At 40.9% G+C, this 22,570-nt stretch carries 19 protein-coding genes; 8 read left to right on the top strand and 11 right to left on the bottom strand.

What is annotated here, in order from left to right; genetic code table 11:
• Positions 1-104 precede the first annotated feature (104 nt).
• Entirely contained in the window at positions 105-974 is an 870-nt protein-coding gene (locus tag H8744_RS10640) for an aldose 1-epimerase family protein (RefSeq protein ID WP_262434794.1), read from the top strand.
• 315 nt (positions 975-1,289) lie between these two features.
• Here the strand turns inward: H8744_RS10640 and H8744_RS10635 are convergent, their stop codons facing one another.
• Positions 1,290-2,135: a patatin-like phospholipase family protein gene (locus H8744_RS10635; RefSeq protein WP_262434793.1), complete on the bottom strand. Its 846-nt coding sequence runs from the start codon at positions 2,133-2,135 to the stop codon at positions 1,290-1,292.
• 21 nt (positions 2,136-2,156) lie between these two features.
• A complete protein-coding gene (locus tag H8744_RS10630) occupies positions 2,157-4,247 on the bottom strand; it encodes a cation:proton antiporter (RefSeq protein ID WP_262434792.1) in 2,091 nt (696 codons plus the stop codon).
• 177 nt (positions 4,248-4,424) lie between these two features.
• On the opposite strand from H8744_RS10630, the gene H8744_RS10625 reads away from it, so the two are divergent.
• The 6 genes from H8744_RS10625 (at position 4,425) to H8744_RS10600 (ending at position 11,197) form a co-directional block, all read left to right on the top strand.
• Positions 4,425-5,612, top strand: a complete 1,188-nt coding sequence (locus tag H8744_RS10625; protein WP_262434791.1) for a C1 family peptidase — start codon at positions 4,425-4,427, stop codon at positions 5,610-5,612.
• Between the two features lie 82 nt (positions 5,613-5,694).
• On the top strand, positions 5,695-6,375 hold the full coding sequence (locus tag H8744_RS10620) for a transporter (RefSeq protein ID WP_262434790.1): 681 nt from the start codon (positions 5,695-5,697) through the stop codon (positions 6,373-6,375).
• A 170-nt stretch (positions 6,376-6,545) separates the two neighbouring features.
• Positions 6,546-7,418 (top strand): electron transfer flavoprotein subunit beta/FixA family protein, encoded by an 873-nt coding sequence (locus H8744_RS10615; protein ID WP_262434789.1) that lies wholly within the window; start codon positions 6,546-6,548, stop codon positions 7,416-7,418.
• A 2-nt stretch (positions 7,419-7,420) separates the two neighbouring features.
• Entirely contained in the window at positions 7,421-8,440 is a 1,020-nt protein-coding gene (locus tag H8744_RS10610) for an electron transfer flavoprotein subunit alpha/FixB family protein (protein WP_262434788.1), read from the top strand.
• 4 nt (positions 8,441-8,444) lie between these two features.
• Positions 8,445-10,151, top strand: a complete 1,707-nt coding sequence (locus tag H8744_RS10605; protein ID WP_262434787.1) for an acyl-CoA dehydrogenase family protein — start codon at positions 8,445-8,447, stop codon at positions 10,149-10,151.
• A 95-nt stretch (positions 10,152-10,246) separates the two neighbouring features.
• Positions 10,247-11,197 carry an acyltransferase family protein gene (locus tag H8744_RS10600; protein ID WP_262434786.1) on the top strand — a complete coding sequence of 317 codons (951 nt, stop codon included), beginning with the start codon at positions 10,247-10,249 and terminating at the stop codon, positions 11,195-11,197.
• A 28-nt stretch (positions 11,198-11,225) separates the two neighbouring features.
• Here the strand turns inward: H8744_RS10600 and H8744_RS10595 are convergent, their stop codons facing one another.
• The 6 genes from H8744_RS10595 to H8744_RS10570 all read right to left on the bottom strand — a co-directional run bounded on the left by H8744_RS10595 (position 11,226) and on the right by H8744_RS10570 (position 15,146).
• Positions 11,226-11,537 carry a chaperone modulator CbpM gene (locus tag H8744_RS10595; protein WP_262434785.1) on the bottom strand — a complete coding sequence of 104 codons (312 nt, stop codon included), beginning with the start codon at positions 11,535-11,537 and terminating at the stop codon, positions 11,226-11,228.
• 16 nt (positions 11,538-11,553) lie between these two features.
• Entirely contained in the window at positions 11,554-12,507 is a 954-nt protein-coding gene (locus tag H8744_RS10590; RefSeq protein WP_262434784.1) for a DnaJ C-terminal domain-containing protein, read from the bottom strand.
• Positions 12,508-12,649: 142 nt separating this feature from the next.
• Entirely contained in the window at positions 12,650-13,663 is a 1,014-nt protein-coding gene (locus H8744_RS10585) for a threonine aldolase family protein (RefSeq protein ID WP_262434783.1), read from the bottom strand.
• Between the two features lie 129 nt (positions 13,664-13,792).
• Entirely contained in the window at positions 13,793-14,158 is a 366-nt protein-coding gene (locus H8744_RS10580) for a YkvA family protein (RefSeq protein ID WP_262434782.1), read from the bottom strand.
• Positions 14,159-14,219: 61 nt separating this feature from the next.
• Complete coding sequence (locus H8744_RS10575; protein ID WP_262434781.1) at positions 14,220-14,585, bottom strand: hypothetical protein; 366 nt, start codon at positions 14,583-14,585, stop codon at positions 14,220-14,222.
• A gap of 9 nt (positions 14,586-14,594) precedes the next feature.
• Entirely contained in the window at positions 14,595-15,146 is a 552-nt protein-coding gene (locus H8744_RS10570) for an RNA polymerase sigma factor (RefSeq protein WP_262434780.1), read from the bottom strand.
• Positions 15,147-15,314: 168 nt separating this feature from the next.
• On the opposite strand from H8744_RS10570, the gene H8744_RS10565 reads away from it, so the two are divergent.
• Entirely contained in the window at positions 15,315-15,731 is a 417-nt protein-coding gene (locus H8744_RS10565) for a DUF6249 domain-containing protein (RefSeq protein WP_305067481.1), read from the top strand.
• A 71-nt stretch (positions 15,732-15,802) separates the two neighbouring features.
• On the opposite strand, the gene H8744_RS10560 is transcribed toward H8744_RS10565, so the two are convergent.
• The 3 genes from H8744_RS10560 to H8744_RS10550 form a co-directional block, all read right to left on the bottom strand.
• On the bottom strand, positions 15,803-16,021 hold the full coding sequence (locus H8744_RS10560; RefSeq protein WP_262434778.1) for a winged helix-turn-helix domain-containing protein: 219 nt from the start codon (positions 16,019-16,021) through the stop codon (positions 15,803-15,805).
• Positions 16,022-16,368: 347 nt separating this feature from the next.
• Entirely contained in the window at positions 16,369-20,544 is a 4,176-nt protein-coding gene (locus tag H8744_RS10555) for a T9SS-dependent choice-of-anchor J family protein (protein WP_262434777.1), read from the bottom strand.
• Positions 20,545-20,756: 212 nt separating this feature from the next.
• Complete coding sequence (locus H8744_RS10550; protein ID WP_262434776.1) at positions 20,757-22,454, bottom strand: tetratricopeptide repeat protein; 1,698 nt, start codon at positions 22,452-22,454, stop codon at positions 20,757-20,759.
• Between the last annotated feature and the right edge of the window lie 116 nt (positions 22,455-22,570).

Genomic DNA, 22,570 nt, shown 5'->3' with positions numbered 1-22,570 from the left:
ATGATCACATGTATCGGTAATGCTTTCGGCACATATAGATTCCATATCCTATAAAGCCGCATCGCTAAACGAACATTATTTGTAACTTAATAATAAATATGAATATGGAAACCATTTCTAATTCCCAGCTTACTCTTCAGACCTCGTCACACGGAGCGGAACTTTGCAGCATCGTCTCCGGAGGGAAAGAATACTTATGGCAAGCAGACCCGGCATTCTGGAAACGCCATTCTCCGGTTCTATTTCCCATTGTCGGAAGTGTATGGAACAATGAATACCGGCATGAAGGAATCACTTACAACCTCAGCCAGCATGGTTTTGCCCGTGACATGGATTTTGAATTGATACAGAAGAATTCTGATGAAGTAAGATATCGCCTGAAGGACGATGAAGAGACATTAAAGAAATATCCTTTTCCATTCTGCCTGGAAATAGGTTATCGTCTGAACGGAAATCAAATTGAAGTAATCTGGCAAGTCAAAAACACAGGAGAAAAGGAAATGCATTTCCAAATAGGGGCGCATCCTGCTTTTTATTATCCCGACTACCATGCAGAAAGTGAAGAACGGGGATTTTTCGGATTCGATAGGACGGAAGGATTGAAATACATCCTTATCTCCGAAAAGGGATGTGCTGATTCCGATTCAGAATATCCTCTGTTATTGACAGACGGGTTGTTACCCCTGGATATACATACTTTCGACAAGGATGCCTTGATCATAGAAAATAACCAAGTACAAAAAGTCACCCTATATAATAAGGAGAAACAACCTTATCTAAGTTTAAACTTCAATGCTCCGGTAGTAGGATTATGGTCGCCCCCTGCCAAAAATGCACCATTCGTTTGCATCGAACCCTGGTACGGACGTTGCGACCGGGCATATTATGACGGGGAGTATAAAGACAAAGACTGGATGCAACATCTTGCTCCGGGAGAAATATTTAATGGAGGGTATTCGATTAGTATCGAATGAACTACTTAAATACAGGATTCGGAATATGTCAACAAATTTGAGTTCCTATTATATGTACATATACAAAAGCAGAAAGAAATAAACAATTGATAATCAGCACAAATGAGTCAGTACTTCTACCTCACCGATGAACGACCTGTTCCTCGGTGATGAAGAGCCTCTTCCTCGGTGAGGAACAGGTCGTTCATCGGTGAGGTAACATGCCCAAGGCTACGGGCTATATTTGTGTAAGATGTTTTCTCAAGATTCTGTTATATAAGGATGGTCGGAAAATCTTCTTTTCACCTAATAATCAACAAAACGCTTCTTGCTAATTTATACTCCGATAACAGCCAAGACTTCCTCTGCACAAGCATATCCTTCTTCATAAAGCTTGGTCAACTTACGGATATCACGCTCGATACGATCTACCATCACAGGCTTTTGCGGACGGATAACAACGATGCGCTTCTCATCCTCCATCCGTTCCACCATCTCGAGCTGATCGTTGTAAACGGCGCAACGACGACTCAGCGCTTCACGAATTTTAGGATATTTCCGGTAGATAAATGGAGGCACATGAATATCTTTGCCTTCTTTGCGATAACCACGGTTACGAGTCAACACCACGATATTCTTTTTATATCCGTCATGGATGGCCCTTTGCAAAGGAATACTGTCCACAATGCCGCCATCCAGCATCGGAATTCCATCGACATAGGCAATGGGGCAAACAAAAGGAAGGCTGCTGGAGGCACGGGCAATATCGATTACACGAGTTTTATCACGTTTTTCTTCAAAATAATTGGCTTCTCCGGTCAGGCAGTTGGTAGTCACCATCACAAAACGTTCCGGTGAGGCAAAATAGGCATCGTAATCGTATGGCAGGATATGTTCGGGAAACTCAGTGAAAAGCAGATCAAAATCTATAATGTTCCGTTTCTTAAGCAAATAGCGAAGACCGATATAATTGTATTTTTCCAATAAGTCGATATTACTATATTTGGCACGCCCACGTTGACAGGACATGTATGAAAGTCCGTTACAGGCACCGGCAGACACACCGATTGCATAAGGGAAACGGATATCATGATCCATCAGGTAATCGAGAACGCCACAGGTGAATACACCGCGCATCCCTCCTCCCTCAAGAACCAGCCCCGTCTGATCATCAATTATCATATATTTCTTCTTTATTTTTTCCTACTTATTAATTACCAGCATCGAAGGAAGGTGCCGGAACAACTCTTCATCCTTATAAAGTTCTGCATAAACCCGGTGACTCATTACCAGCAATTTCCGCCTGCCTATCTCTTCTATGATTCTCGGTACCCGTATAAGATCGACATTAGTCCCATGGGCTACTATCTGTTCCAGATAAACCGTCATAAAGTCGTCCTGAGGTTCATCCAGCACGAAAGTGACGGGCAATCCTTCTTCATAATTCCGGTCGATAAGCACAGCCACGGGACACTTCACCTGTTCCCTCACCTCTTCTATCTTATCACGAAACAATGATAGCCATGAAATGTTTCCCGTACCGGGAACGGTTTCCGCACGATAACGGCTTCCGGCTCCCAATAAAAGCATCCTGGGTTGTTCACGCCGGACAAACTGGACAATCTCCTGTACCAATTTGTCAGTGACACCGTAACGTGTATCCACCCGCAAACCCAGTTCCGCAGCCCGATGTCGAAGCATAGCAAAACTTTCACGGGCATACTGTTCGGCATTCAACGGGTTGACATCCGCTCCCACCGTATAGTGTGCAGCAATGACTTGCTCTTTTTTTAACTCTTGTCCAAACAATAGATAGTAAACAGACAACAAGCTTCTCCCCGATTCAGGGCGGCCAAAAAAGAAAATCAGTTTGCGCTTCAAAGATAGCTTTTCTTCGCGATGTGCGAAAAAACGATCGACAAAATGTAGTATCGGTGTTGTCATAAAAGTAGTTACCAATGCCATTATGACCAATATCACAAAGATAGAAGGAGGTAACACTCCCATCTCGTAACCGATATTCAATGCTACCAGTTCCATCAATCCCCGGGTATTCATCAATGTACCTACCGTCAGACTATCCTTCCACGATTCACCGACCAGACGGGAAGCAATGGCACATCCACCAAGCTTACCGACTACGGCTACAGTAACCAACAACAGACAAACGCCCCATAGTCCGGGACTATTGATCAGACCGATTTCAGTGCGCAACCCCGTGAAAGCAAAGAACAGGGGCAGGAAAAACACCAAAGCAATATCCTCCACCTTCTCCATCATTACCTTACGGAATCCCAGATTAGACGGCATCACCACTCCCGCCATAAACGCACCGAACAGAGCATGGATACCAATGATCTCGGTTACTGTGGACGAAATGATGAGAATAAGCAGGATAAAAGCAACAAAGGATTTATTTATCACTTCCTGATTGGCATACACCGCACCGACCTTTTTAAGAAAAGGTCGCACTACTAAAAACATGACCGTTATATATACTGCTGTCAATCCTATGGTATACAGCGCACTGGCAAACGTTCCCGCTTTGGCTATGGCAATAACCACCGCAAGCAAACACCAAGCCGTCACATCGTCATTGGCCGCTGAAGCAATGGCAAGCGTCCCAATGGGAGTCTTCGTCATATTGCGTTCCTGAATGATACGTGCCAGCACAGGGAATGCAGTGATACTCATCGAAATACCTATGAAAAGCGCAAAAGGAATAAAAGGCGTCTGTCCCGAAGCATATTCTTCATAAATCCAATAGGAAGCTACCACTCCCAGAAAGAAAGGTACCAGAATACCGGCATGACTGATGACCAGGGTTTCATTTATCTTATTTTTCAACACCCTGAAATCAAGCTCCATACCGATGACGAACATAAACAGCACAAGCCCCACCTGACTGAGTAACTCCAGATTTGTCAACGATTCCGAAGGGAAAAGAAAATGGAAGGCATCGGGAAAGAAATATCCAAGTACAGAAGGGCCCAAGACTATACCTGCCACTATCTCCCCTATTACTCCGGGCTGTCCGATGTATTTAAAAAGATAGCCGAACAGCCGCACCATAATCAGTACGGCAATCACCTGAATCAACAAAACGCTCAAAGGGTGATGCAGGTTATCCTGCATAAACTGACAGAACATTTCGAAGGGGGTGGCCTGTACTCCCGCATCTACAGGTGTATAATGTGCAAACCGGCTACCTTCTTCGATGGCAAAATAAATAAGTCCTCCGAAGATGATCAGCATGAGGACGTAAATGGTATAGTTCTTTCTGGCTTTGGGCATATAATTGTTGCTTTGTAGTTCTTATCTCTTACAAACAACAAAACGCAAAGAAGTTTAGTTTAGCAGAAATATCTCATTTTCCGGGCATATTTACTGTACGAAACTATGAGAATATTTTCATTTTCTCAGATATTCGTGTATCTTTGTCGCATAAATATAACAATAAACGACATAACAATGAAAAAGACAATTCTCATTGCAGCAGCACTCTGTCTTGGTAGCTTGAGCATGATGGCTCAGGAAGAACCGAAAGAAGAGGGCTTTGTTTTCACTACAGTTAAGGAGAATCCGATCACCTCAATCAAGAACCAGAACCGTTCTAGTACGTGCTGGAGCTTTTCAAGCCTTGGGTTCCTTGAATCGGAATTGCTCAGAAAGGGAAAAGGAGAACACGATCTATCTGAAATGTTCGTAGTTCACCACACCATGACGGATCGTGCCCGCAATTATGTGCGTTATCATGGTTCAAGTTCTTTCTCACCGGGCGGAAGTTTCTATGACATCATGTATTGTTTGAAAAATTACGGACTCGTACCGCAGGAAGCAATGGAAGGTATCATGTATGGTGACACACTTCCCGTACACAACGAATTGGACGCAGTTGCCGAAGCTTATGTAAACGCGATTGCCAAAGGCAGACTGACTAAACTTTCTCCGGTTTGGCAAAACGGAATCAGTGCCATCTATGATACTTATCTGGGAAAATGTCCCGAGAAGTTCACTTATAAAGGAAAAGAATACACTCCGAAAAGTTATGCAGAATCATTGGGACTGAACCCGGATGATTATGTATCCCTGACCTCGTTCACTCACCATCCGTTCTATACGCAGTTTGCTATCGAAATCGAAGATAACTGGCGCAACGGCTTGTCATGGAATCTTCCGATAGACGAATTGATGGCCGTCATGGACAATGCCGTGAAAAACGGGTACACATTTGCCTGGGGAAGCGATGTCAGCGAACAGGGATTCACCCGTGACGGTGTAGCCGTTATGCCTGATGCCGCCAAAGGTGCAGAGCTAACGGGCTCGGACATGGCTCGTTGGACCGGCCTTTCTGCAACAGACAAACGTAAAGAGCTGACTTCACGTCCTCTGCCGGAAATCGAAGTGACTCAGGAAATGCGACAAACGGCTTTTGACAACTGGGAAACTACAGATGACCACGGAATGGTAATTTACGGCATCGCTAAAGACCAGAACGGCAAAGAGTACTTCATGGTAAAGAATTCATGGGGACCGAGCGGAAAATACAAAGGTATATGGTATGCTTCCAAACCTTTCGTAGCATACAAAACGATGAATATCTTAGTTCACAAAGACGCACTGCCCAAAGACATCGCCAAGAAATTGAACTTGAAATAATTCTACGATGCATCCCCATAGTTTATGGGGATGCATCGTCCTTTTCAGCGTATAGAACGCTCATAAACATAACCGACAAAAGATGAAAAGACAAATAGTACTCGCATTCGCACTTATTTGCCCATTCCTGTTATATGCACAAGAAGTTTTTATCAATGCCGATTTCGTCAGTAATTATATGTGGCGCGGAATAAAATGCGGCAGTGCTTCCGTGCAACCGACCCTTGGAGTTACTGCAGGAGGGTTTACCATTTCCGCATGGGGTTCTACAGAATTCAGCGATAAAAACAATGAAATTGACCTGACACTGGAATATGAATACAAAAGATTAAGGCTCATAATCAACAACGTATTCTACCAAGGTGAAGGAGAAACATTCAAATATTTCAACTACCAAGCCCACAGCACCAACCACACGTTTGAATTTGGAGCCGAATATGCCATAAGCGAACGGTTCCCACTGACTGCCGCCTGGTATACTATTTTTGCCGGAAACGATTACCGGGAAAACGGAAAGCGTGCCTGGTCGAGCTATTGCCAACTCTCCTATCCTTTCAACGTAAAAGACATCGAACTGAGCATCGAAGCCGGATTCACTCCGTGGGACGGTACGTATGCCGACAAGTTCAATGTGAACAACATCGCTTTGAAAGCCTCAAAAGCCCTCCAAATTACCGACCGTTTCTCGTTCCCCCTGTTCGGAAAAGTCGGTTTCAATCCCTATGAGAGTACAGCCTATTTTGTGGTAGGGATCTCTCTGTAATTGCTCATTATCTTCATAGCTGTGCATTTTCTTCCCAGTTTTTCTTGTCAGAACCAACCGTTTGAGTAAATTTGCACGCTGATAGTTAACCGGATAGTTTAGTTAGCAAAATATTTACTATTGACTACCGGCTACTAACTTGTAGAAATACTAATACTAAAATTTATAACATGAGTTTGAAAATTGTTGTATTGGCAAAACAAGTTCCCGACACACGTAATGTTGGGAAAGATGCCATGAAAGCCGACGGAACTATTAACCGTGCGGCACTCCCTGCCATCTTCAATCCCGAAGACCTGAATGCTCTTGAACAGGCTCTCCGACTGAAAGATGCCCATCCAGGCTCAACCGTTACCATTCTTACTATGGGACCGGGTCGCGCAGCCGACATTATTCGTGAAGGACTTTTCCGTGGTGCCGACAACGGTTATCTTCTGACAGACCGCGCTTTCGCAGGTGCCGACACGCTGGCTACTTCATACGCTTTGGCAACAGCTATCCGCAAGATCGGTGAGTATGACATCATCATCGGTGGCCGTCAGGCTATCGACGGAGATACGGCACAGGTAGGTCCGCAGGTTGCAGAAAAATTAGGTCTGACCCAAATTACATATGCCGAAGAGATTCTGAAAGTTGCCGATGGACATATTACCGTAAAACGTCATATCGACGGAGGTATAGAGACTGTCGAAGGTCCGTTGCCCATCGTAATCACCGTAAACGGAAGTGCAGCCCCCTGCCGTCCGCGCAATGCGAAACTGGTACAGAAGTACAAACACGCCAAGACCGTTACCGAAAAACAACAAGGTAACTTGGACTATACGGACCTGTATGATACCCGAGACTATCTGAACCTCGTTGAATGGAGTGTAGCCGATGTAAACGGTGATCTAGCACAATGCGGTTTGTCTGGTTCGCCCACCAAAGTGAAAGCCATACAAAACATCGTGTTCCAGGCAAAAGAGAGCAAAACCATCAGTGGCAGTGACCATGATGTAGAGAACCTGATTGTCGAACTGTTAGCTAACCATACTATCGGATAATTATGAACAACTTATTTGTATATTGCGAAATAGAAGAAGGTATCATCGCAGACGTAAGCCTTGAACTTCTGACCAAAGGCCGTTCGTTAGCTAACCAACTGGGTTGCCAGCTCGAAGCCGTTGTCATCGGAACCGGTCTCAAAGATATCGAAAAACAAATCCTTCCATACGGTGTGGACAAATTACACGTATTCGATGGAGAAGGACTTTACCCTTATACTTCCCTCCCACACACCTCCGTCCTGGTGAATCTGTTCAAAGAAGAACAACCGCAAATCTGCCTGATGGGTGCAACCGTTATCGGTCGCGACTTGGGTCCACGCGTTTCTTCCGCACTGACCAGCGGTCTGACTGCCGACTGCACTTCACTGGAAATCGGTGACCACGAAGATAAGAAAGAAGGAAAGACTTACAAGAACCTGTTATACCAGATTCGTCCGGCTTTCGGTGGTAACATCGTTGCCACCATCGTCAATCCCGAACATCGTCCGCAAATGGCAACCGTTCGCGAAGGCGTTATGAAAAAAGCGATACTGAACCCCGAATATAAAGGCGAAGTAGTCCGTCATGACGTAAAGAATTATGTAGCCGACACGGATTATGTAGTAAAAGTGATCGAACGTCACGTTGAAAAGGCGAAAAACAACCTGAAAGGCTCTCCGATCATCATATCCGGTGGCTACGGAGTAGGCTCCAAGGAGAATTTCGACCTGTTGTTCGACCTTGCCAAAGTACTCAATGCCGAAGTTGGTGCCAGCCGTGCAGCTGTTGACGCAGGCTTCATCGATCATGACCGCCAGATCGGACAAACAGGTGTTACCGTTCGTCCGAAACTTTATATCGCTTGCGGTATCTCCGGTCAGATCCAGCACATTGCCGGTATGCAGGAGAGTGGTATCATCATCTCTATCAACAACGACCCGGAAGCTCCGATCAATAAGATTGCAGATTACGTGATTAACGGAACTATCGAAGAGGTTGTGCCGAAGATGATTAAGTATTATAAACAGAATAGTAAGTAAGAAAATGGCTAACTTTTATTTAGATACCCCGGAACTCAAGCATCACTTGAACCATCCGTTAATGAAGAGAATCGTTGAGCTGAAAGAGCGCAACTATACTGATAAAGAAAAATTCGATTACGCACCGATAGACTTTGAAGACGCTATGGACAGCTACGACAAAGTTCTGGAGATTGTCGGTGAAATCTGTGGCGATATCATAGCTCCTAATGCCGAAGGCGTTGATCACGAAGGTCCGGTTTGTGCCAACAACCGTGTGACTTATGCTGAAGGAACTGCCCGCAACTTGGAAGCTTGCCGTAAAGCAGGTCTGATGGGTATGGCTATGCCCCGCCGTTTCGGTGGACTCAACTTCCCTATCACTCCGTATATCATGGCTGCCGATATCGTAAGCCGTAGTGATGCCGGTTTTGAAAACCTTTGGGGATTGCAGGACTGTGCAGAAACGATCTATGAATTTGCCAACGAAGACCAGAGGAAACGTTATATAACCCGTGTTTGCGAAGGTGAAACCATGTCTATGGATCTTACCGAACCGGATGCCGGTTCCGATCTTCAGGCTGTCATGCTGAAAGCAACTTACAGCGAAAAAGACGAATGCTGGTACCTGAACGGTGTGAAACGTTTCATCACGAATGGCGATTCGGATATCCACCTTGTTTTAGCACGTTCGGAAGAAGGTACACACGATGGCCGCGGACTATCCATGTTCATTTATGACAAGCGTAACGGAGGTGTGAATGTTCGCCGTATCGAGAATAAAATGGGTATCAAAGGCTCTCCTACCTGCGAATTGGTATTCAAGAATGCAAAAGCAGAACTTTGCGGTGACCGTAAACTGGGATTGATCAAATACGTAATGGCCTTGATGAACGGTGCCCGTCTGGGTATTGCCGCTCAGTCGGTTGGTATCTCGCAGGCTGCCTACAATGAAGCATTGGATTATGCCAAAGACCGTAAGCAGTTCGGCAAAGCTATCATTGAGTTCCCGGCAGTTGCCGAAATCCTTTCCTTGATGAAAGCCAAATTGGATGCTTCACGTGCCCTGTTGTACGAGACTGCCCGATATGTAGACATCTACAAAGCATTGGATGATATTTCAAAAGAGCGTAAACTGACTCCTGAAGAACGTGCCGAACAGAAGACGTTTGCTAAACTGGCAGATGCTTTCACTCCGTTGGCAAAAGGTATAGGAAGTGAATTCGCCAATCAGAATGCTTATGATTGTATACAGATTCACGGTGGTTCAGGTTTCATGAAAGATTATGCCTGCGAACGTATCTATCGCGATGCGCGTATCACATCCATCTACGAAGGTACTACCCAGTTGCAAGTAGTAGCTGCCATCCGTTATGTGACAACAGGTGCTTATCTCAACCGTATTAAGGAATACGAAGCTCTGTCGGTAGCTCCCGATATGGAAGGGTTGCAAAACCGTTTGAAGGAAATGGCAAGCAAATATGCTGCATGTGTCGCCCAAATCACAGAAACGAAAGATCAGGAATTGCTTGACTTTTGCGCACGTCGCCTGGTAGAAATGGCAGCATATACTATCATGGGACATCTGCTGGTACAAGATGCTTCCAAGAACCCGGAATTATTCGGAACTTCAGCACAGGTATTTGTACGTTATGCAGAAAGCGAAGTAGAAAAGCATATCAACTTTATTCGTAAGTTCGATAAGGACGATTTGGCATATTACAGAAAATAAATATCTGTTCTTTCGGATATTAATCAGATTAGGGGTCGGCTGAAAAACAACTTAACGTATTTGTAAGCCGGCCCCTACAAATATAGAGAACTGTTATGGCACAAGATCACGGCAATCTAAAGCGGATAGAAGAACTGGATTATTTGAAGTGCATCTTTATTATTTTGATGGTTATTTTTCATCTTGTATTTATAGGTGATAAATATCCGTATGCGAAGAAGATAGTATATACCTTTCATATGCCGGCATTTCTCATTATTTCCGGGTATCTGGTAAATGTACGAAAAAGTCCGGGCAAGTTTTTCAGAAACATGCTGTGGATATTCATTCCCTATGCGGTGATGGAAATAGGATATGTCATCATGTCGTCTGTATTACCCGTACGCGAAAAAGTAACAGAACTCAGCGGACAACTTTTATTAAGTAAAACATTCCTATCACCGATGGGACCTTACTGGTATTTGCATACATTATTGATATGCAGTATCATCTATTATCTTGTATATAATTATGTAAAGTTGTCAGGAATATCCCGTTTCATTCTTTTAGGACTTATCTTTTTTGTCCTCTCTTACGGTACTTCCATATTGTCTTTTGCAAATGCCATCTATTTCCTAGCAGGAATCTTTATCTGCCAAAGCAACTTTTCATTTATTTCCTCTTTCCAACCTTCCGCGTTGGCAGCAATTCCATTTATCATACTATGCTGTTTCCCGGAAAATCTGGACAGGTCTACTTTGACAGGCGTTACAATCACTTACCTTTCAATAAGCATTCTTTTATTCATATATCCATACCTGCCGGTCCAAATAACTAAAATCCATCATTTTATTGGACGTAATACACTGGTCATCCTCCTTTTCTCCCCTGTGTTCACCTTACTATCGAAGAAATTCCTTCCTTTTTTCTCATTCGAACCAACCGGGGTATGCTTCATGATAGTAGCTGTTGCCTTCACCATTGCAGGATGCATCGGAATAGGATGGCTAACCGACCGCCTGAATATATCCCAATACTGTTTTGGAAAAAAAAGGATTCTTTCATAAAAGAATCCCCCTTACTACTGTTCGTTATTTATTCTATTTCTTCCATTTCATACTTCCTGTAAAGCGAAAGACGATTATGAAGCGAATTTATTTCACGCCTCATCCCCTCCATCCTTTCCAAAAGATGATGAATGGCATCGATACCTTCTATATTGATAGAAAGATCATAATACATCCTACTATAACGCTCTACTTCCGGCAATTGCGCCACAAGCAGATAATGCTCGCCCGCCTCTGCACGGACTTCAATCAAACCACCCTCCTCAAGCAAGTCGATAAATGAGGGCTCGATGTGACACTTCTGACAGTATTCACTAACTATAATTAATTCGGTCTGCATAGTGCTGATTCATTTTTTAGTTCATACTCTGTAACTCACGGAACAATTCTTTCTGCCTTTCTGTCAGACTCGTAGGAATCTTAACATCATAGGTAATGATCAAATCGCCCGATTGTCCCTCTTTCTTATAGACTGGAAAACCCTTGCCCTTGAGCCGTACCTTCGTACCGTTCTGTGTTTCAGGTTTCACTTTTAGTTTCACTTTACCGTTTAAGGTTTCTACCTCTTGCTCTCCCCCCAATATGGCAGTATAGAGATTGAGAGATACATCAATGTAAAGATCATCCCCAACACGTTTGAATACCGGATCTTCAGGTATAACAAAGGTGATATACAAATCACCTGCCGGTCCGCCATTCACACCGGGTCCGCCATACCCTTTCAATTTAATGACTTGCCCATTGGCAACACCTGCCGGAATAGTGATACGTACATTCTTACCATTCACCGTCAACACTTGTTTATGAGTTGTAGCAGCATCACGAAGCGAAAGATGCAACTCTGCATTAAAATCCTGACCGCGGAAACCGGCATTCCCACGACTGCCACCTCGCGCCCGACCTCCGAACATCGATTCAAAGAAATCGGAAAAACCTTCTCCACCACCGGAAAATCCTTGTCCGTCACTGGAATACCAATAACCATTCTCATCACCGCCAAAGCCTCCGGCACCCCCGAATCCGCCAAAGCCACCTCCACCTCCGGCTTGCTGACGGGCTCGCTTCTGAGCTTCAAATTCATCGGCATGTTTCCAATGTTCGCCGTATTCATCGTACTTTTTACGCTTCTCCGGATCGCTCAGTACTTCGTTAGCCTCATTGATCTCCTGAAACTTGTCTTTTGCGCTCGGGTCATTCGGGTTCAAATCCGGATGATACTTGCGGGCCAGCTTGCGAAAAGCCTTTTTGATATCGTCCTGGGAAGCACTCTTGTCAACTCCAAGAATCTTGTAATAATCTATATAAGCCATGCTTTCTGTATATTTAAACGTTCTACTACTGAAACGTATGCAAATAACACACCAACAGAGCCTTTAGGTTCATTTTTTAATAAATCTTCATACTTACTCTTTCCTTTGAGAGCAAAGAGTATCAAGACATAAAAAAGGTGCTTTATGCATTAAGCAAACCGATAAAATCATCAATATCCTGTTCGGTCGTATCAAAAGAAGTAACCAAGCGAATCTCATCGACTTCCTCTTTCCAGAAATAAAAGAAATAGGATTTCAACATCCGGTCTATTACGGGGCGGGGCATCGTAAGAAACAACTGGTTACTCTCGGGCTTTTGAGTAAAGCGTACACCCGGGAACTTTGCCAAAGCATCGTGAAGCTTACGAGCCATAGCATTGGCATGTAAAGCATTTTTTAGCCATAATTCATCTGTCAGATATGCAGTAAACTGACAGGAGAGATAGCGCATCTTTGATGCTAACTGTGCCGACTGTTTACGGACAAAGCGTGCCTCAACCTTCAGACAGTCATCGAAAATTACAACACATTCTCCCATCATCAATCCATTTTTGGTACCTCCGAAACTAAGCACATCGACTCCGCAGTCGACTGTCAACGCCTTCAGTGAAAGACCAAGCGCTGCACAAGCATTGGCAATACGCGCTCCATCCATATGTACACGCATCCCATATCGATGAGCTAATGAAGTAATAGCTTTTAATTCGTCCGGAGTATAAATAGTGCCTAGTTCGGTACATTGTGACAGATATACAGCCCCAGGCTGTGAATGGTGCTGGTCACCAAAACCATGAAGGTAGGGAAGAATAAGCTCTGGCGTAAGTTTCCCGTCCGAAGTCGCTATCGGACGTATCTGACAGCCGGTCAGCTTAACGGGAGAACCGCATTCATCGACATATATATGTGCCGTTTCCGCACAAAGAACAGAATTATAAGGACGTGTCATCAACTGCAAAGCTACAACATTGCTGCCTGTCCCGTTAAAAACAAACAACGGTTCACAATCCGAACCAAATGTTTCTTTTATCTTTCGGACAGCTTCTTTTGTCCACAAATCATCACCATACCCAAGGGCGTGATCCTGATTGGCTTGCACCAATGCTTCCATTACCGCAGGATGAACACCGGAATTATTATCTGAGGCAAAACTTCTCATGATTCTCTTTTTATTCGATTAATTGAAAATACAAAGGAACAGAATTATTTTCGAAAATCTGAGAGTTTGTCTAAATTTTGCCCCAAATGCCCAGCAAACTAGAAGCTTGTTAAAATGCTCAAATCCCCCTTATGATATCAATTCATATTTTAATTCCGGAAACCATTTTTCCAATAAGTTATTTACTTGTGATTCGATCTCAGGAGTAATATGCCTTTTCACCTTTTTGTATGCTATCATTATGGCAGCCATCTCATCCACCCAACCTACAACAGGCCATCTCCGAACTGATATCAGATTAATTGGTAACACCAAATATGCCAATGCCGAACCTATCAATAATTTATCCGACAAAGGAGTCTCGGGATTCTTCATCACAAAATACAGTGACAATACAGGACGCATGGAAGTTCTTCCGGCATTTTTACCAAGATCTTTCAGCCGTTCTAGAAGTCCCTCTAAATCGATTTTATCAAAATACTTATCTACTTTCATGGTTTAAAATTCTTAATTCTATAATTGAACAACATTGGGACTGCCCCTTACGTTCGTTTTTTTATTTATCAGCCGAACTTCGTTTTCTTAACCAAAGATCTAACCCTAATAATCCTAATACTAACAAAGCTATGTAAGTATAAAAACCCAATAAAGAAGAAAAATCTGAGGAAAGATATACATGAGGAAGAAAATCTTCCGGTTTGAAATCCAAATAAAAGAATAAACTATAGATAGATACACCCAGAATCATCATCAAGGCTAGTATTAAATAGAAGATAATCATTCTGTGTTTTTTCTTTTCCTGTTTTGCTGCTTCAATACGGATTTTCTCCATCATATGAAAAGAAAAATTAGAAGGCAAACTTCCATTTTGTCTCTTTTCAAGTGCCTTTTTCAGCATACTTCCTGTATTATTACTATTCATATTCATAACTTACTCTCCTGTATTCATCAATAAATAAAGCTTCTTCCGTGTACGATGTAATTTCACTTTTACATTCCCAGTGGATAGCTTCAATACTTCACCAATCTCTTCAACCGATTTCTCTTCATAATAAAATAGAGTAATCAATGCTTTCTCTTCAGCCGTTAACAGATTTATAGCCTGTATCAATTTAACAGTCCGTTCTTCATCATCGCTAGGACAAAGTACCTCATCTGCTTTTTCATCAGGTACATTATTAATCGTATTTTCCTCCATATAGAAAAACTCCTGTTTCTTTCTGCGAGTAGCAGACACCGCTGCATTATAAGCTATTCGGTAAAGCCATGTAGAAAACAAGCACTCACCTTTATAGCTACTCAGATTCCGAAATGCCTTCAAAAAAACATCCTGAACCAATTCTTCCGCATCCTCAGCACACCCTACAATCTGTACAATCAATGTAAAAAGAGGACGTCCATAACGATCGAGAAAAAAGGAAAAACATTCCGTATCTCCATCTAATATTCGTGCTATGTATTGTTTCTCTTCGTTTTGTACCATGATGAACTGTTAGACGCAAGTCTTTGAAAAAGGTTACAGAATAAGTGAAAACTAAAAATGAAGAATAAAAAGTAAAGAGATTCTTCACTTATTCTGTAACCTTTTCCAATCAACTGCGTCCAACAGTACAAAGAACGAAATTATTCATTTAAAAACAATAAAATTATGATGGATTTTATCATGGTTCCTACCGTTATAGGAATAATTACATTAGGTATTTATAAATTGTTTGAACTCTTTGTCTGTAGACGCGAACGGATGACTATTATCGAAAAATTAGGTGACAAGATATCTGCAACCAATCTCAGCGGAAAATTCTCCTTACCGGATTACAGTCGTAGCAGAGTGTCTTCTGGCGCATTAAAAGGAGGATGTCTGATGTTAGGTATCGGTCTCGGATTGTTAATCGGTTTCTTCATCTGTGCCAATCAAGTTCCCGGTTATGTCACGATGGCAAACATGGATTGGAACGTACGACAAATGATTAGTGTCATTTATGGTGCCAATGTTCTTCTCTTTGGTGGAGTAGGATTGATTGTCGCTTTCCTTATTGAAAATAAAATGGGTAAGAAGAATAAGGATTAAACTCAAAAAGTAATCTCCGGAATGAGTGATACAGTTACATTCCGGGGATTTCATTTTCTCGTAAATATACCTCAACCAATATAAACATTTACGCAAAGATAAACATATAACCCCTCTTCCTGTTGTTCAAACTCGATTTTATCCTCTCGCGCCAACCAACCAAGAGCAGCCCCCAATTCTTCATCCTTAAGACCGGATTTACTTTTCAGATTTTCATAACTCCATTTTTCGTTGTTACTTAACAACTGCCAAATTTTTCCAGCATGAAAGCCAATCTCTTTTTTGTCCATTTGATAGATTATTAATTAAATAAAAAACATTCAGTCAGAATTACAACAGCTAAAAGTAACAAAATAGAATAAGTATTGATATTACAGAAATACTAAAAGACCCTATCATTGGTTCTTTTTAACATTAGGAAGTCTTCTTGCCAATGATATTGGAATGTTATTAGCATACGTTAAACACACAACTTTTCATTATGAATGGCTACTACTTCTTTACATAATCCATTAATCAAGTAGCAGATATGGCAAAAAAGGTTACAGAACAACTCATAGAAACGTTAATTGAAAAGGGTTACACATCAGTACGTTGTGTAACCCTCTATAGATTATCGGCAATACTCTACATCCGCTTATTCAGTCACGATCAGTTTAAAATTCGTCATTCCTGATGTTCCACTCACTGTAACAACATATATTCCATCATTTAGATTTATAGTATTCATCTTATATATATCAGTTTCGGTCTGAATCTTTTCAACAAATACAAGTCTACCGTAAGCATCATATATATTAACCGATTCTATCCTACCGGCAGTTTCTAAATTCACCACTTCACCTCTCTTTACGGGGTTGGGATATAATTTTACTTCTTTTTCATCAGATGTACTTTCAATGGAAGTCAATGAAGTCAATATTTCAATATCATCCACCATAAATACAAAAGCATCTTCAGAAACACATCTCACAGCCACATATACTTCTTTTCCATCATATGCACTTAAGTCAACCACCACATTTTCCCATTCTTCATAAGGAGCATTTCGTACATCACCCACACTAACGAAACTTCCAGGCAAATTATCCGTTTCTGAAACCATGATTTGATAAGCTTCAAGCCCATAGTTACTAACATAGCTCTTTACATACAAACTTATAGAAGAGCCTGTTCCTAATTTCAATTTCGGAGTAATCAACCAATCGTCATTCTTAGCTCCGTGAGCGGCAAAACAAGCACCGAAACGTAATCCGCTATGGGGTAGAATATCTGTAATTAATTCCATGGAAGGAGTAGTTTCATACGGATTAAATGCAATGAAACCCATAGGTTCCCCTGCATGAGGGAAGAGATAAGACTGAAATCGCTCTGTATTAGCACCATCCCCATCAAATACAGTCCATGCAGGAACAAAGTCGGTCACTGCAAAATCGTCACACTCTTCAAAATTCATTTCATAAACCGTACTGCGCCGATCACATGTGACAGATAGTTCACACACATCATTAGCCGGGTTTTCGTCAACTGCTGCAGTAGACCAAACTTTTATCACATATTCCCCTGCTTCAGAAAGATCGGCAATAAAGGAAACCTCTTTGCTTTCATAAGGTTCCAGATGATTTATTGTTTCCTGAGGCAACTCTTTGTTATTGACGGAACAATGCATCGGAATATTATCAATAGCCTTGCAACCGTTATTTACAACAACAGCCGTGATCTTTTCATTCTCTTTGAATACACCCTTCAAAAGAGGCTGAGTTATTTTATCCACGGCTACATCATAATCATAAACCACTGCATTATGTGCAAAATTCGCACGTACCATTATATTACCGTAATTACCAATTTGCACTAACGAATCATTCAAAGTTGCATAGAACGATTCATTCTCCCGTGAATCGCAAGCCACTAATATATTATCATCTCCTTTTTGTGAAATTTCGAAATAATAACTTCCGGGATTCAAAAGCCGTGTAGGCAATGAATATGTGTATAAACCGGCCTTTTGCGGTCGAACAACACTTTGCTTTAGGATGGTAGAAATTATTCTATTTTTCTCATCAACTTGATAAACAGCAATATCTACCGGGATATCTTGTGCTACATTTGTAAATCCGACAGACATGGACGTTAATGTATCCTTTTCGACTAAAGTGAACACATTACCGAACGAAATAGGCAACTTTGCTCCAACTCCATTCTTATATTCAGTAACCCTGTCTTGTGCAAACACCGTATCACTTACTGCAAATGAATAAACGAGTTCTTCCGATTTCGCATCACCATCGGCAAGTGCCATGACATGCAAATTTACATCCGAACCTTTTTTCCATTCCGGAAGTTCACTTTGCATGAACATAGTCTGTTTTACCTCAGGTTTCAATTGATCAATTACATCAGAATTAACCGACCATTCATCACCATCCTTTACTTCCACTTTTACATTTTGTTCTATGGTAGCTCCATGATTCAGTACAGAAGCAGTAAAAGAATGAACACCTTTTAGTTGTTTTGCAGGTATTTGGGCAGATAACGTCAAAGGAATAAAGCTTTCGAGTCTTAAATCATGATCTGCCACCCTTTCCAAATAAACTTCAAAAACTGATAATAAGCCCATTTTCAAATTTCCCCATTCCGTAGTCATGATCGCTATACAATAATCACCGGTTTCCGTGATTTTTAAAATAGCTTCTTTCGTTAACTCTTTTCCAAACTCATCCCTGGCATCCATAAAGGAATCCCAATTCATTGGATCCGTTCCGGACAGCCCACACATCATCAGAAAATTTTCTTTTGCAACATATCCCATAATAGACAATCCAGAAGAATAACGTAATCGCACCCGATAACTACCCGGTTCCAAATGGATGCATCTCGAAACCAAAGGAATAGAATCTTCTAAATTTTCATACGTTGTATACTCCTCATCATAAATCCAAGCTTTCTGATCGGAAGTATACCAATCGGAAGCAGATGCTTCATTATCAAAACGTGAATAGAATGGAAGTTCAGTTATCGGCTCATAATTATACAAATTAAGTTCAATACCGTTATTGTCCATAAGAGTATCTCTTTCACATTCTCCCCAACATTTAACAGTATATTTCCTCTTCTCCGGAAAAGAAAATGTCCCAGTCGTTGACCAAATATCTACAGTTTTAGTTTCACCGGGTGCAATGTATTCCGAATAACTTTGAGAAACAATATCCCCATTATCTATTTGCAGATTCAACGTAAATACATTTATTCCTTCATTTCCATTATTTCCAATATCAGCCTTAATTCCCCATACATCCTGAACATCGCATGAAGAAGCCGGCAATCTGAGTTTAATCAATTCCAAATCCGGGACACCGACATACTTACCAACATCAACTGAAATTGCATCGAGGGTCAAATCATACCCATTTTCCTTCGGAGTCACTATATGAAAAGCCAAATGATAATTTCCTTCTTTTGACACCTCGAAATTAATAATACCTTTTTTCCATTCTATATTATTAATATTTTCAATACGATTAAGTACAGTCATATCTGCCGGATTCATAGAAGTCCCATATAAGATTTCTAAAACCTCACTCCCACTACTTAAACTCGTCATATAATCAAAACTGACATGCGATTCCCCTTGAGGCAAAAAGATAGGATCGGAAACCAAATAATCATCCGCATCCTGAGAAGCAAATGTTTTGTTATAATTTATTGCTCCTGTACCTCCATCCGAACTACCATAAGAATACCAAGCCCATGTACAGCCATCCTTATTAGCATCCACGATATTCCAGTTGGCCCTTACATTAGTCTCCGACTCGAAATTCTCCACAAAAGGAAGCTTAATTACCGATGGGTGTTTTACATCCGATGTCACAACGTTATTATTGTTCTCCATGTCTTTATCCCAATAAATCTGAGCTTTGACTTTATATAATCCCGGTGAAGTTAAATTTGCCTTTGTTTCAAAGGTGTAAAGAAGGCTCTCACCTGCTGCAACTGAAGATGTCACATTTTCCACAACTTCCTCGCGATTATTAATCTGATAAGAAACTTCAAAATCTGTAGCAACCTGAGTTCCCACATTATCAATAAGCAATTTGATTATTTCATTCTCACCTAAAATTCCGTCTTTCGGAAGTTCCAATTTCTCAGCTTTAAGATTGAATGGCGGATAAAAACCGGTATCACCTTGCGAACTAACTTCGAAAGTATAAATGTAACCTTTCTCGAACTCATAGTCATCTATCCGACACCAATCCCCCTTTGCAAGCCAGAAACCATTTCTGAACCTGTTATAGTCCGGATAAATAATACAAAAATCATACACACCGGGAACTATACGGATGGTTTCTGTACTCCCTGGGAATACCACAATCGAATCGTTAAGTATCCTGCTGGCATTTTCAGGAATCTTATAATCAAACCGTGAATATGCTTCCTCACTCATATCTCCTGTAGACAGGCGGGTTGTCCATTCACCAGAGGGAATTATCGTACCATAAGTATCTGCTTTTGAATCGAGCAGCATCTGATATCCAAGATATGAAATATCTTCTGCTACTTTCAATATGACAGTTACATCATCAGAACCAGATTTACTCTTACTCAGTAATTTGACCTGAAGCAAATCATTCTGTTCAGTCGTACCTGATTTCATTACACGCTCAATGTAGGCTTTTCTTTTTAGATTAGCCCTACTCTCTTGAATACCTACATGCGATTGTATCGCCTGTCCCGAACCAATGAACTCCAACGTCTGTGCCATACCTGCATAGGAAAGCAAAAACAAAGTAATTGTTAGTAATAGTTTCTTCATAATTTTGCATTTTTATGTCCTTAATTACAAAATTATGCAAAAAGAAGAGGAAAAACAATTAAGTGAAGGATACAATAGGGTGGACAACAGACAATACTTATACAAATATAAAATATTATATATCAATCATTTATCAATAAATAATAATTTTATGAGGTAGACAATTGGTTCCATTCAATAATCCGAATACTAAAAACCAGTTTAAACAACTATCAATATTGAGATAAGAACTGTTCTAAACTCTCTATTTCATCAGAAAGTTCCATTCTGTCATGCTTGATTCTATATCTCCGTTTTTTCAGAGCTACCTCATTTGTATTCAACAAACAAGCTATATTTTTATTAGGTACTCTCACCTTAACAAGACAACAAAGATATACATCATCCTCTTTTAGCTTCGGAAAATCCTGACGAAGACGTATAGCAAAGTTGTCATAACAGAGGTTGACTGTTTCTTCCAGATCGGCTAATTCTTTATTAGACAGAACCAATTCGGCAATAGATCGATTTTGCTTAATTTCATTATACGAATTAATCGATTCTATCTTTTGGATAATCGTATCCATCTTCCATATTCTCGATTTTAAGTCTTTTTCTTTCTGCTGATAAAAACTTAGTTCTTCTCTTCTGGATAACAATTCTTGCTGTTGTTTCTGTAGCTGGACAGTCTTTTTTTGCAATTCTATCACACTTTGTTTAACCAAATCATCTTTCATTCGTATCAGTGCTTCCCGTTCTTTTCCCTTTTTATAATAATACCCCCAATATAGCAGAAATAACAGAATAATAATGAAAAGAAAGCCCAACATTATAATTTCATTTTTTTGCTTGGTCAGTTTTAGGCGATTATTTTCATTCTGAATAATTGAATAGTCATATTTTCTTTGCAAAGCAATCAATTCACAATCTTTCTCACCATTTCTGATAGAATCCATATAATTGGCAAATTCACTTCTATACTGTAATGCCTTCTTATAATTACCCAACCTCTCTTCCAACAAAGACAATCCGTCATAATAATTGGCTTTTGAATACAGCGTATTTCCCAGTCCTTGCTTTTCAATGTAATACCTTGCCGAATCATAACGTTCCATTGCAAAGAAAAGTACGCCTTTCATTGCATAAGCAGCAGCATTATCCGTGGTATCCTGTTTTAAATCCATAGAAGTATTCAAATAATCCAACGCCAAAGAGTATTCCCCTTTCTTCCAATATACGATGCTCAGATTATTATAAAGTGATACTAACAAATCATTATCTTTTATATTTCTTGCCAGCTTAATTCCTTCATTATGTATTTTCAACGCTCTATCCCAATCGCCTTTCCACATATAACTCAACCCTAAATTCCTCAGCACAAAGCCTTCGGCAATAGTATCTTTCCCCATTCGGGCATATTCCAATGATTTTGTTAACTTATCTACACCATCGTCATAAGGCTTTTCTTTTAAAAGTAAAGTTCCCCAACAATTATATATTTGTTCATTCAATTTATAATCGGATGTACCTAACGTAGCTAGTGATGCCTTCTGATAAAATTCCAGTGCTTTTTTCTTATCATTATTTTCATGATGATAACGCCCGTACAAAAAATAACACCATCCTTTACGAATAGAGTCTTTTCCTTCTCCATAGTATTCCTCCGCAATACGAATTAAAGAATCGGATTCCATGGGCAATCTTTTTTTATAAATAGCTTGCTCCATAAGCAAAGCGTAGGCAGCCATCTCTTTCTCCGACATATTACCTGGGAATACAAGCTGATTTAAAAGAATATAAGAACTGTCCGGTTGAGCGTCCATCAACTTTTCCGCCTGTAAAAGAATTTTCGCAGTAGTAGTCTTGTCATCGCATCCCAATATGGCAATTACAACGAAAAACAAAAGGATATACTTACAAGGTTCCCTCATTGTTCATGTCTATTTACTGCGAATATACAGTTTTATTTTGAATTTCGCTGTTTGGAGCAAACATATAGTTACAAAAAAGCTGCTTTTCTTTTATATCGGAAAAGCAGCTTTCTTAT

Origin of the sequence: Jilunia laotingensis (assembly GCF_014385165.1) — a bacterium.
GTDB lineage: Bacteria > Bacteroidota > Bacteroidia > Bacteroidales > Bacteroidaceae > Bacteroides > Bacteroides laotingensis.
Note: the sequence above shows the minus strand (reverse complement) of the source record. Positions and strands in the feature narration are given on the sequence as shown.

Excerpts from the sequence above, each read along its gene's own strand:
- H8744_RS10610 (WP_262434788.1), top strand. The coding sequence starts at position 7,421 with ATGAACAACTTATTTGTATATTGCGAAATAGAAGAAGGTATCATCGCA.
- H8744_RS10620 (WP_262434790.1), top strand. The coding sequence starts at position 5,695 with ATGAAAAGACAAATAGTACTCGCATTCGCACTTATTTGCCCATTCCTG.
- H8744_RS10595 (WP_262434785.1), bottom strand. The coding sequence starts at position 11,537 with ATGCAGACCGAATTAATTATAGTTAGTGAATACTGTCAGAAGTGTCAC.
- H8744_RS10585 (WP_262434783.1), bottom strand. The coding sequence starts at position 13,663 with ATGAGAAGTTTTGCCTCAGATAATAATTCCGGTGTTCATCCTGCGGTA.
- H8744_RS10590 (WP_262434784.1), bottom strand. The coding sequence starts at position 12,507 with ATGGCTTATATAGATTATTACAAGATTCTTGGAGTTGACAAGAGTGCT.
- H8744_RS10555 (WP_262434777.1), bottom strand. The coding sequence starts at position 20,544 with ATGAAGAAACTATTACTAACAATTACTTTGTTTTTGCTTTCCTATGCA.
- H8744_RS10615 (WP_262434789.1), top strand. The coding sequence starts at position 6,546 with ATGAGTTTGAAAATTGTTGTATTGGCAAAACAAGTTCCCGACACACGT.
- H8744_RS10605 (WP_262434787.1), top strand. The coding sequence starts at position 8,445 with ATGGCTAACTTTTATTTAGATACCCCGGAACTCAAGCATCACTTGAAC.
- H8744_RS10550 (WP_262434776.1), bottom strand. The coding sequence starts at position 22,454 with ATGAGGGAACCTTGTAAGTATATCCTTTTGTTTTTCGTTGTAATTGCC.
- H8744_RS10575 (WP_262434781.1), bottom strand. The coding sequence starts at position 14,585 with ATGAATAGTAATAATACAGGAAGTATGCTGAAAAAGGCACTTGAAAAG.
- H8744_RS10570 (WP_262434780.1), bottom strand. The coding sequence starts at position 15,146 with ATGGTACAAAACGAAGAGAAACAATACATAGCACGAATATTAGATGGA.
- H8744_RS10580 (WP_262434782.1), bottom strand. The coding sequence starts at position 14,158 with ATGAAAGTAGATAAGTATTTTGATAAAATCGATTTAGAGGGACTTCTA.
- H8744_RS10565 (WP_305067481.1), top strand. The coding sequence starts at position 15,315 with ATGGATTTTATCATGGTTCCTACCGTTATAGGAATAATTACATTAGGT.
- H8744_RS10600 (WP_262434786.1), top strand. The coding sequence starts at position 10,247 with ATGGCACAAGATCACGGCAATCTAAAGCGGATAGAAGAACTGGATTAT.
- H8744_RS10625 (WP_262434791.1), top strand. The coding sequence starts at position 4,425 with ATGAAAAAGACAATTCTCATTGCAGCAGCACTCTGTCTTGGTAGCTTG.
- H8744_RS10560 (WP_262434778.1), bottom strand. The coding sequence starts at position 16,021 with ATGGACAAAAAAGAGATTGGCTTTCATGCTGGAAAAATTTGGCAGTTG.
- H8744_RS10630 (WP_262434792.1), bottom strand. The coding sequence starts at position 4,247 with ATGCCCAAAGCCAGAAAGAACTATACCATTTACGTCCTCATGCTGATC.
- H8744_RS10640 (WP_262434794.1), top strand. The coding sequence starts at position 105 with ATGGAAACCATTTCTAATTCCCAGCTTACTCTTCAGACCTCGTCACAC.
- H8744_RS10635 (WP_262434793.1), bottom strand. The coding sequence starts at position 2,135 with ATGATAATTGATGATCAGACGGGGCTGGTTCTTGAGGGAGGAGGGATG.